This window comes from Roseateles sp. (assembly GCF_036486225.1).
Classification (GTDB): domain Bacteria; phylum Pseudomonadota; class Gammaproteobacteria; order Burkholderiales; family Burkholderiaceae_C; genus Roseateles.
This window is the reverse complement of record NZ_DASVNZ010000135.1, coordinates 1-9,611: the sequence shown is the minus strand read 5'-3', so window position 1 is coordinate 9,611 and position 9,611 is coordinate 1. Positions and strand designations below refer to the sequence as shown.

Annotated in this window: 8 protein-coding genes; 1 reads left to right on the top strand and 7 read right to left on the bottom strand. The window is 67.9% G+C overall.

From position 1 onward, the window contains the following. From VF536_RS09160 to VF536_RS09130, 7 genes are all read right to left on the bottom strand, one after another. A partial coding sequence (locus VF536_RS09160; protein WP_331614529.1) for a hypothetical protein occupies nt 1–389 on the bottom strand: 389 nt, incomplete at its 3' end. 210 nt (nt 390–599) lie between these two features. Further along, nucleotides 600–1,349, bottom strand: a complete 750-nt coding sequence (locus VF536_RS09155; protein ID WP_331614530.1) for an ABC transporter ATP-binding protein — start codon at nt 1,347–1,349, stop codon at nt 600–602. 32 nt (nt 1,350–1,381) lie between these two features. Beyond that, complete coding sequence (locus tag VF536_RS09150) at nt 1,382–2,173, bottom strand: ABC transporter ATP-binding protein (RefSeq protein WP_331614528.1); 792 nt, start codon at nt 2,171–2,173, stop codon at nt 1,382–1,384. Next, nucleotides 2,170–3,573, bottom strand: coding sequence for a branched-chain amino acid ABC transporter permease (locus VF536_RS09145; protein ID WP_331614527.1), 1,404 nt, complete (start codon nt 3,571–3,573; stop codon nt 2,170–2,172). The genes VF536_RS09150 and VF536_RS09145 overlap by 4 nt, the downstream gene beginning before the upstream one ends. Nucleotides 3,574–3,588: 15 nt before the next feature. Then, on the bottom strand, nt 3,589–4,533 hold the full coding sequence (locus VF536_RS09140) for a branched-chain amino acid ABC transporter permease (RefSeq protein WP_414710323.1): 945 nt from the start codon (nt 4,531–4,533) through the stop codon (nt 3,589–3,591). A 132-nt stretch (nt 4,534–4,665) separates the two neighbouring features. After that, entirely contained in the window at nt 4,666–5,937 is a 1,272-nt protein-coding gene (locus tag VF536_RS09135) for a branched-chain amino acid ABC transporter substrate-binding protein (protein WP_331614524.1), read from the bottom strand. A gap of 145 nt (nt 5,938–6,082) precedes the next feature. Beyond that, a complete protein-coding gene (locus VF536_RS09130; protein ID WP_331614523.1) occupies nt 6,083–7,753 on the bottom strand; it encodes a 3-(methylthio)propionyl-CoA ligase in 1,671 nt (556 codons plus the stop codon). A 278-nt stretch (nt 7,754–8,031) separates the two neighbouring features. Between VF536_RS09130 and VF536_RS09125 the strand changes: the two genes are divergently transcribed. Continuing rightward, entirely contained in the window at nt 8,032–9,573 is a 1,542-nt protein-coding gene (locus VF536_RS09125) for a methyl-accepting chemotaxis protein (protein WP_331614522.1), read from the top strand. Nucleotides 9,574–9,611: the final 38 nt, after the last annotated feature.

The window sequence follows — 9,611 nt, the reverse complement described above, 5'->3', positions numbered from 1 at the left end:
GGCGCCGGTGCGGGTGCGGGCGCGCGGGGTTTCTCCATCGGGCGGAAGGCCGGCAGCGGCGTGGGCGCGCTGATCGGCGAGACGGAGTCGAGCGGCAGGATGGACTCGGGTCCCTCGACCGTTTCATGCGGCATGGCCGCGATCGCCGCCTTGCGACGCAGCCGTTCCACGACGAGGCGGAGTTCGCCCAGCTCCATCTGCTGGCGCTCGATCTGGCGACGGGCCTGCGTGGTCTGCTCGTTGAGCAGCAGGCGCGACGACTCGATCCGATCGATCAGCCGGCGCGCGCGCCTGAGCTTGGGCCACCACCAGCCGCTCACCGCGGCTCCACCGACGGCCAATCCGGCCAGCGTCCCGACGACCACCATCCATGGCTGCACCGAATTCATGGGGGGATCCCTGTTCTTGTTTCCTGCCGATCAATGTAGTGCGGGCCCGCCGCGGCGGGGAGTCGCCGTCCACCCGGATCAGGGGACGGCGCAACGCGCTCGGGGGACCACGAACGTGGGGGGTGGGGATGTCGGGATGCGCCGCCGCGTCACGGAGACGCCAACGGCGCGTTCAGGACGGCCCTGGTCCGCGGCTTCCCGCCGCGGCGCTCAGACCTCCAGCCACTCCTTGCGCACGTAGGCATTCGCCCGCAGGTCCGCGGGCGTGCCTTCGAACACGATGCGACCGTGGCCCATCACGTAGCAGCGCTCGGAGATCTCCAGCGCGATGGCCAGCTTCTGCTCGACCAGCAGCACCGACACGCCGCGCCGCTTGAGCTCCTTGAGGTACTCCGCGACCAGCTCGACGATCTTGGGCGCCAGGCCTTCGGTGGGTTCGTCGATCATGATCAGGTCGGGGTCGCCCATCAGCGTGCGGCACAGCGTCAGCATCTGCTGCTCGCCGCCGGACAGCACGCCGGCCTCGGTGTGCTGGCGCTCCTTCAAGCGCGGGAACATCGCGTACATGTCGTCGAAGGCCCAGCGCGGCTTGGCGCCGCGCCGGCTCCCGCCCTTCTCGCCCAGCATCAGGTTCTGGTGCACGGTGAGCTTGGGGAAGATGTCCCGGTTCTCCGGCACGTAGCCGATGCCGCGGTGCGCGATCTCGTAGGCCTTGCGACCCAGCAGCGCCTCGCCGCCCCAGGCGATCGAGCCGGTGCCGTCGACCTGGCCCATGATGGTCTTCACCGTCGTGGAGCGCCCCGATCCGTTGCGGCCCAGCAGGCTGACGATCTCGCCCGGGCGGACCTCCATCGTCACGCCGTGCAGCACGTGGCTCTTGCCGTAGAAGGCGTGGACGTTGTCGAGCTGCAGCGCGCGCGTGCCCGCGACGGCCGCGGCCCCCGACGAGGCAGCGCGCATCGCGCCGATGTTGGTGTCGTTCATGGCGACGCTCATGCATGCGCTCCCGCGGTCTGCGATTCGGCCAGTACCGAGCCCAGGTACGCCTCCTGCACGCGCGGGTTCGCGCGCACCGCGTCCGGCGTGTCGAAGGCGATCACCTCGCCGTAGACCAGCACCGCGATCTTGTCGGCCAGACCGAAGACCACCCCCATGTCGTGTTCCACCGTCAGCAGCGTGCGGCCCTCGGTGACCTGGCGGATCAGCTGGATGAAGCGCTTGGTCTCGCTCTTGCTCATGCCCGCCGTCGGCTCGTCCAGCAGGATCACCTGCGCACCGCCGGCGATGGTGATGCCGATCTCCAGCACGCGCGCCTCGGCGTAGGTCAGGTTCACCGCCGGCACGTCGCGCTTCTTGTCGAGGTGCAGCATCTCCAGCAGTTCCTCGACGCGGTCGTTGACGTCGTCCATGCCGGCGAGGAACTTCCAGAACGCGTACTTGTGGCCCATGGACCAGAGCAGCGCGCAGCGGATGTTCTCGAACACCGACAGCCGCGTGAACAGGTTGGACACCTGGAAGCTGCGCGACAGGCCGCGGCGGTTGATCTGGTACGGCGCCAGCTGGTCGATGCGCTCGCCGAAGAGCCGGATCTCGCCGCTGGTGGGCGCGAAGCGGCCGCTGATCAGGTTGAACAGCGTGGACTTGCCGGCGCCGTTCGGGCCGATGATCGCGACGCGCTCGCCGGGCTTCACCGCCAGCTCCGCGCCGCGGATGATCTCGCTCTTGCCGAAGCTCTTGCGGACCGACTTCAATTCCAAGGCATAAGGGGCGTGGTGCGCGCTCACAGGCTCTCCCTCCGCTTGATCTCTTTCTCGATCTCTTCCTGGGCCCGGTCCCACTCGGCGCGGAACTCGCGGCGCACCAGCTCGAACAGGCCCAGCCCGGTCACCAGCACGAAGCCGGCGCCGAACCAGGACTCGACGCTCTTCGCATCGAGCGCCACGCCCAGGTAGCTCATCTTCGGACCGAGCGCCTCGTTGAGCTGCAGGTGGTAGAGCATCTCCACCATCGCCGAGCCGCCCACCAGCATCGTCAGCGCCGCGCCGGCCAGGCCGAGATACGACGGCCACAGCGAACGCAGCTTGCCGAAGGCCGCCAGCCGCAGGTTCATCATGATCAGCGAGGCGATGCCGCCCGGCGCGTACATCACCATGAACAGGAAGATCAGGCCGAGGTAGAGCAGCCAGGCCTTGGTCAGCTCCGACAGCAGCACGGTGGCCACGACCATCAGCACGGCGCCGATGATGGGACCGAAGAAGAAGGTCGCGCCGCCGAGGAAGGTGAACAGCAGGTAGGCGCCCGAGCGCGCCGCGCCGACGACCTCGGCGTTGACGATCTCGAAGTTCAGCGCCGACAGCCCGCCCGACACGCCGGCGAAGAACCCCGCGATCAGGAACGCGAGGAAGCGCACCCACTGCGTGTCGTAGCCGATGAACTCGACGCGCTCGGGGTTGTCGCGCACGGCGTTGAGCATGCGGCCCAGCGGTGTGCGCGTGAACGCGAACAGCAGCGCCGTGCAGACGAAGGCGTAGATCGCGATCAGGTAGTACACCTGGATCTGAGGCCCGAAGGTGATGCCCCACACCGCCTTGCCGACGACGCGATTGGAGGAGACGCCGCCCTCGCCGCCGAAGAACTCCGGCAGCATCAGCGACATCGACCAGATCAGCTCGCCCAGGCCCAGCGTGATCATCGCGAAGGGGGTGCCGGACTTCTTCGTCGACACATAGCCGAACAGCGCCGCGAAGAACAGGCCCGCCAAGCCGCCGACGATGGGGACCAGCCCGACCGGCAAGGCCAGCTGACCGGCGCCGACGACGTTGAGCGTGTGGATCGCCAGGTAGGCGCCCAGCCCGGTGTAGACGGCATGGCCGAAGCTCAGCATGCCGCCCTGCCCCAGCAGCAGGTTGTAGGACAGGCAGGCGATGATGGCGATGCCCATTTGCGAGAGCATCGTCTGCGCGAGGCTGCTGGTCCACATCAGCGGCGCCACGAACAGCGCCAGCGCGTACAAGCCCCAGATCAGCCAGCGGCCGACGTTGTGCGGTTTGAAGTGATACGTCTCACCGCGCCTGGCGCGGGGATGGACGCGACGCGTCCCACCGTTGGCCGGAGCGGCGGACGATGGGTCCGGCGCGGAGCCAGCAGAAGAGGCAGAAGCGGCAGGCGTGGAGGAAGAAGACATGACGACGGACATCGGTCAGCCCTCCCGCGTGCCGAGCAGGCCCTTGGGCCGGAAGATCAGGATGAGCACCATCAGCAGGTAGGGCAGGATGGGCGCGACCTGCGCCAGCGAGAGCTTGAGCAGCGGGTAGCCGAAGGTGTCGGGGCCGAGCTTGAAGACCTGGGCCAGTGAGGCATCGACTGTCAGCGGCAGGGTCTGCAGCAGCCCGATGACGATGGAGGCGACGAAGGCGCCGGCGAGCGAGCCGATGCCGCCGATCACGACCACCACGAAGATGATGGAGCCGACGAGCACCGCCATCGACGGCTCGGTGACGAAGGTGACGCCGCCGATGACACCGGCCAGCGCCGCGAGCGCGCAACCGCTGCCGAACACCAGCATGAACACGCGCGGCACGTTGTGGCCGAGGGACTCGACCATCTCCGGATGCGTCAGCGCGGCCTGGATGACGAGGCCGATGCGGGTGCGCGTCAGCAGCAGCCACAGCGACAGCAGCATGAAGAGCGCGACCAGCATCATGAAGGCGCGCGTCAGCGGGAACTTGGAGCAGCTGGCCACGGCGCAGACGGCGGCGGGCGCCTCGCCCCAGGCCATCTGCAGCGCCTGGCCCGGCGCATGAATGAGGGTGAAGGCCGCGCCCTGCAGCGACGGCGGCGGCGGGAACGGCACCGCCGTGCGGCCCCACACCAGCTGGACCAGCTCCAGCACGACATACGACAGGCCGAAGGTGATCAGCAGCTCCGGGACGTGGCCGAACTTGTGGACGCGCCGCAGCGCGCCCCGTTCGAACACGGCCCCGAGCCCGCCCACCACCAGCGGCGCGAGGAACAACGCGGGCCAGAACCCGATCCACCCGGCGATGGAGTACGCGACGTACGCGCCCAGCATGTAGAAGCTCGCATGCGCGAAGTTCAGCACGCCCATCATGCTGAAGATCAGCGTGAGGCCGGAGCTCAGCATGAACAGCAGCAGTCCGGAGGACAGGCCGTTCAGCAGGTTGATCAGGATCTGTTCCAAGAGTTCATCCTCTCAATCGCGTCGCATCACGCGACACCACCGCGAGCCGTCCGGCTCGCGGTGTGCGGATGCGCGTCAGCTGGGACGCTTCATCTGGCAGCTCGTGGGCGTGCTGCTCACGTAGGCGTCGTAGGTCTTCACCGGCGCGAAGTTGAAGCCGGTGTTCTCGACGTTGTACGGATGCTTGGCGTCGACCTTCTCCCAGCGCGAGATGAAGATCGGCTGCTGCAGCTGGTGGTCGCCCTTGCGGATCTCGACGTCGCCGTTGAAGGACTTGAACTTCAGGCCTTCCAGCGCCGCGGCCACCTTGACCGGATCGGTGCTCTTGGCCTTGGCCATCGCCGCGCCCAGCGCCGAGTAGATGTGGATGACGCTGCCGGTGTAGAAGTCGTCGTTGAACTTGGCCTTGAATTCGTTGGCCCAGGCGTCCATCTGGCCGCCCATGTTGTTGTAGTTGTAGGCCGCCTGGTAGACGCGGCCCGCGCCCGCGGCGCCGATGGCCGTCGGCGTGCCGGTAACGCCGGCGTAGTAGGTGTAGAACTTGCCGTTGTAGCCGGCCTCGGAGGCGGCCTTCACCAGCAGCGCCAGGTCCGAGCCCCAGTTGCCGGTGATCACCGTGTCGGCGCCGCTGGCCTTGATCTTGGCGACGTAGGGCGCGAAGTCGCGCACCTGGGCCAGCGGGTGCAGGTCCTCGCCGACGATTTGCACGTCGGGGCGCTTGCGGGCCAGGCCTTCCTTGGCGTACTTCGCGACCTGGTGGCCGTGCGCGTAGTTCTGGTTGAGCAGGTAGACCTTCTTGACGTCGGGCTGGTCCTTCAGGAAGGTGGTGATCGCTTCCATCTTCATCGACGTGTCGGCGTCGAAGCGGAAGTGCCAGTAGCTGCACTTGCTGTTGGTCAGGTCCGGGTCCACGGCCGAGTGGTTGAGGTACACCACCTCCTTGCCGGGATTGCGCTCGTTGTGCTTGTTGACGGCGTCGATGATGGCCAGCGCCGCGCCCGAGCCGTTGCCCTGCGTCACGTAGCGCACGCCCTGGTCGATCGCGGACTTCAGCGCGTTGAGCGACTCGGCCGGGCTGAGCTTGTTGTCGATCGGGATGATCTCGAACTTCACGCCGGCCGGGTTGGTGGCGTTGAACTTCTCGGCGAAGAACTGGAAGGACTTGACCTGGTTCTGACCCACCGGCGCCATCAGGCCCGACAGCGGATCGATCCAGGCGATCTTCACCGTCTCGCCCTTCTGCGCGTAGGCGGCGGTGGCCGCCGTGACGGCGAACGCCGCGACCGCGATGGCGCGGGCCACGGGACGGACGGGCGAGGAAATCGAACGCGTGCTGTGCTTGCTCATGCTTGTCTCCTGATGTGCTTTGTGTGTGTGCAAGGCGGTGAAGCGGCGGGTACGACGGACCGCAGCGGACTGCGGTGGACTGCGGAGAGGAAAAACGGTGGCGAACCTCCTGCGAACCTGCTGCGGACGCGCGGGACCGGCGGGCTCAGCAGCCCGGCAGCTTGTGGCCCTTGAACTGCTCGCGCAGCTTGAGCTTGAGCATCTTGCCGGTGGCGGTGTGCGGGATCTCGTCGACGAACACGACGTCGTCGGGCACCTGCCACTTGGCGATCTTGCCCTCGTAGAAACCGATCACCGCCTCGCGGGTCAGCGCCGCGCCGGCGTCGGTGGGCTTGCGCACCACGACGAGCAGCGGACGTTCGTCCCACTTCGGATGCGCGACGGCGATGACCGCCGCCTCGTGCACGGCGGGGTGCGCCATCGCGATGTTCTCGACGTCGATCGAACTGATCCATTCGCCGCCGGACTTGATCACGTCCTTGCTGCGGTCGGTGATCTGCATGAAGCCGTCGGCGTCGATCGCGGCGACGTCGCCGGTCGGGAACCACAGGCCGGCGTCGCGGCCGTCCTCGCCGGTGACGCGGATCAGCGGCGAACCGTCATGGCCGAAATAGCTGTCGATCACCCACGGGCCGCGCACCACCAGGTTGCCCGAGCTCTTGCCGTCCCATGGCAGCGCCTGGCCGCCGTCGTCGACGACGGCCATGTCCACGCCGTAGATCGCCTTGCCCTGCTTCTCCAGCAGGTGGCGCTGTTCTTCCTTGGGCAGCTCCAGCTGCCGGCTGCTGAGCCGCGACAGCGTGCCCAGCGGCGACATCTCGGTCATGCCCCAGGCGTGGATGACGTCGACGCCGTAGTCGTCCATCAGCGTGCGCAGCATCGCCGGCGGGCAGGCGGAGCCGCCGATCACCGTCCGCTTGAAGGTCGAGAACTTCAGGCCGTTCGCGCCGACATAGTTCAGCAGCCCCAGCCACACGGTGGGCACGCCGGCGCTGAAGGTGACCTTCTCGGTCTCGAACAGCTCGTAGAGCGACTTGCCGTCCAGGTGCGGCCCCGGCAGCACCAGCTTGCAGCCGACCAGCGCGGTGCTGTAGGGCAGGCCCCACGCATTGACGTGGAACATCGGCACCACCGGCAGGATCACGTCGCGTCGCGAGGACGCCATCGCGTCCGGCAGCGCCGCACCGTAGGCATGCAACACGGAGCTGCGATGGCTGTAGACGGCGCCCTTGGGATGACCCGTGGTGCCGCTCGTGTAGCAGATGCTGGAGGCGGTGTTCTCGTCGAACTCGGGCCAGACGTAGTTCCCGTCCTCGGCGGCGACGAGGTCCTCGTAGCAGCGCAGGTTGGGGATCGAGGACTCCGCCGGCATGTGGGCGCGGTCGCTCATCAGGATGAAGTGGCGCACCTGGCCGAGCTGCGGCGCGATCTTCTCCACCAGCGGCAGGAAGGTCAGGTCGAAGCACAGCGCGCGGTCGTCGGCGTCGCCGGCGATCCAGGCGATCTGCTCGGGGAACAGGCGCGGATTGATCGTGTGGCAGACCAGGCCGGAGCCGGAGGTGCCGTAGTAGATCTCGAGGTGGCGGTGGCCGTTCCAGGCCAGCGTGCCGACGCGTTCGCCGGCTTTCAATCCGAGCCGCGCGAAGGCCTGCGCGAGCTGCCGGGCGCGGAACTCGACCGCGCCCCAGGTGGTGCGATGCAGATCGCCCTCGACCCGCTTGCTGACGATCTCGGTATCCCCGGAATGGCGCGCCGCATGCTGGATCAACGATGAGATCAGCAAGGGCATCGACATCATCTGGCCCATCAGTGCCATGTCGTCTCCTGGATTTTGTTGCCGGAGCCTCTCGGCTGCCGGGTCGCGAAGGACGCGATCCGACAGCGCACGGGCGCCTTGATTCCGGCTGTTCGAGTCAGTCTATCGACCGCCCCGACCGCCTCGCGTCACCCTAGTGACGCGGCGGCGTTTCAGGCATAGGGGATTACACGGGACCGTCGGGAGCGCAAGCTCTCTTGGCAGCGTCACGAAGCGATGCTCAGAATCGGTGCGTCCAGGCCTTCACATCGAAAAACCAGAACCCCAAGGAGACGACGATGCGGCTCAACGACCTTCCCCTGACCAGCAAGCTCAACGGCGCGATCGTGCTGCTGCTCGTGTCGATGCTCGTGGTCGGCATGTTCACGCTGTGGCGCGGCGATCGCATCACCAGCGAATCCAGCGCGGCGATCAACGAGGCGCAGGACATCATCCGCAAGTCCGTCCAGTGGCAGGGCATGACGCAGACGGCGGTGGCGCGCAGCATGGCCAGCGCGATCAGCTCGGACCCGGCGGTCGGCGAGCTCTTCAAGGCCAACATCGCCAACGACGCGCCCGAGGTCGCCAAGCTGCGCGAGCAGATTGCCACCGAGGCCAAACGACCGGAGGACCAGGCCAAGCTCAAGGAGATCGTCGGGTTGGGGCAGACGCTGCTCGCGGCCAGCAAGAAGGCGCGCGAGGCCGGCGCATCCGGCGACTGGAGCGCCACCAGCCGCATCGTGCAGAACGAGTACGTGCCGTCGGTGAAGGTGTACCTGGAGGCGATCGGACAGTTCGTCGCGATGCAGGAGGCCCACGCGCAGGAGGCCCGCCAGGCCGCGGCCGATGCGCGTTCGGCGCTGCGCTGGCAGGCGGGATTCGGCGCGATCGTGATCGCGGCGGTGGGGCTGTTCACCGCGTGGCTGTTGAGCCGCGCGATCGTCGTGCCGATGGCGCAGGCGGTGAAGGTCGCCGAGGCCGTCGCGGCCGGCGACCTGCGCTCGGAGATCCGCGTCGACAGCCGCGACGAGACGGGGCAGTTGCTGGGCGCGCTGCAACGGATGAACGAGAGCCTCACCCGCATCGTCGGTCAGGTGCGGATGAGCAGCGACTCGATCGCGACAGGCACCGGCGAGATCGCCAGCGGCAACGCCGACCTGTCGCAGCGGACCGAGGAGCAGGCCTCGAACCTCGAGCAGACCGCGGCGTCGATGGAAGAACTCACCGCGACGGTGAAGCAGAACGCCGAGACCGCGCGCATGGCGACGCAGCTCGCGCAGAGCGCGTCGACCGTCGCGGCGGAAGGCGGCCAGGCGGTGCAGCAGGTGGTGGCGGTGATGCGTCAGATCGACGAGAGCTCGCGCCGCATCACCGACATCATCGGCACCATCGACGGCATCGCTTTCCAGACCAACATCCTGGCGCTGAACGCGGCCGTCGAGGCGGCACGCGCCGGCGAGCAGGGACGCGGCTTCGCGGTCGTGGCCAGCGAGGTGCGCGCACTGGCGCAGCGCAGCGCGGCAGCGGCCAAGGAGATCAAGACGCTGATCGGCGACAGCGGCACCAAGGTCGAGGCCGGCACCCGCATCGCAGGCTCGGCGGGCGAGACGATGGGGCAGATCGTCGAGCAGGTGAAACGGGTCTCCGACCTGATCGCGGAGATCAGCCACGCCAGCGTCGAACAAAGCCAGGGCATCGGCCAGGTCGGCGACGCCATCACGCAGCTGGATCAGGTCACGCAGCAGAACGCCGCGCTCGTGGAGGAAGCCGCCGCAGCGGCGGAGAGTCTGAAGCACCAGGCTGCCCAGTTGAACCAGGCCGTCGCGGTGTTCAGGCTCTGAGGCTTTCGCTCCGGCTGCGGGAGCCGGGGGGCCGTCGG

Bases quoted from the DNA above. Each gene is read 5' to 3' on its own strand.
- VF536_RS09155 (WP_331614530.1), bottom strand. From the start codon at position 1,349: ATGCGCGCTGCCTCGTCGGGGGCCGCGGCCGTCGCGGGCACGCGCGCG.
- VF536_RS09145 (WP_331614527.1), bottom strand. From the start codon at position 3,573: ATGTCTTCTTCCTCCACGCCTGCCGCTTCTGCCTCTTCTGCTGGCTCC.
- VF536_RS09140 (WP_414710323.1), bottom strand. From the start codon at position 4,533: ATGCTGAGCTCCGGCCTCACGCTGATCTTCAGCATGATGGGCGTGCTG.
- VF536_RS09135 (WP_331614524.1), bottom strand. From the start codon at position 5,937: ATGAGCAAGCACAGCACGCGTTCGATTTCCTCGCCCGTCCGTCCCGTG.
- VF536_RS09130 (WP_331614523.1), bottom strand. From the start codon at position 7,753: ATGGCACTGATGGGCCAGATGATGTCGATGCCCTTGCTGATCTCATCG.
- VF536_RS09125 (WP_331614522.1), top strand. From the start codon at position 8,032: ATGCGGCTCAACGACCTTCCCCTGACCAGCAAGCTCAACGGCGCGATC.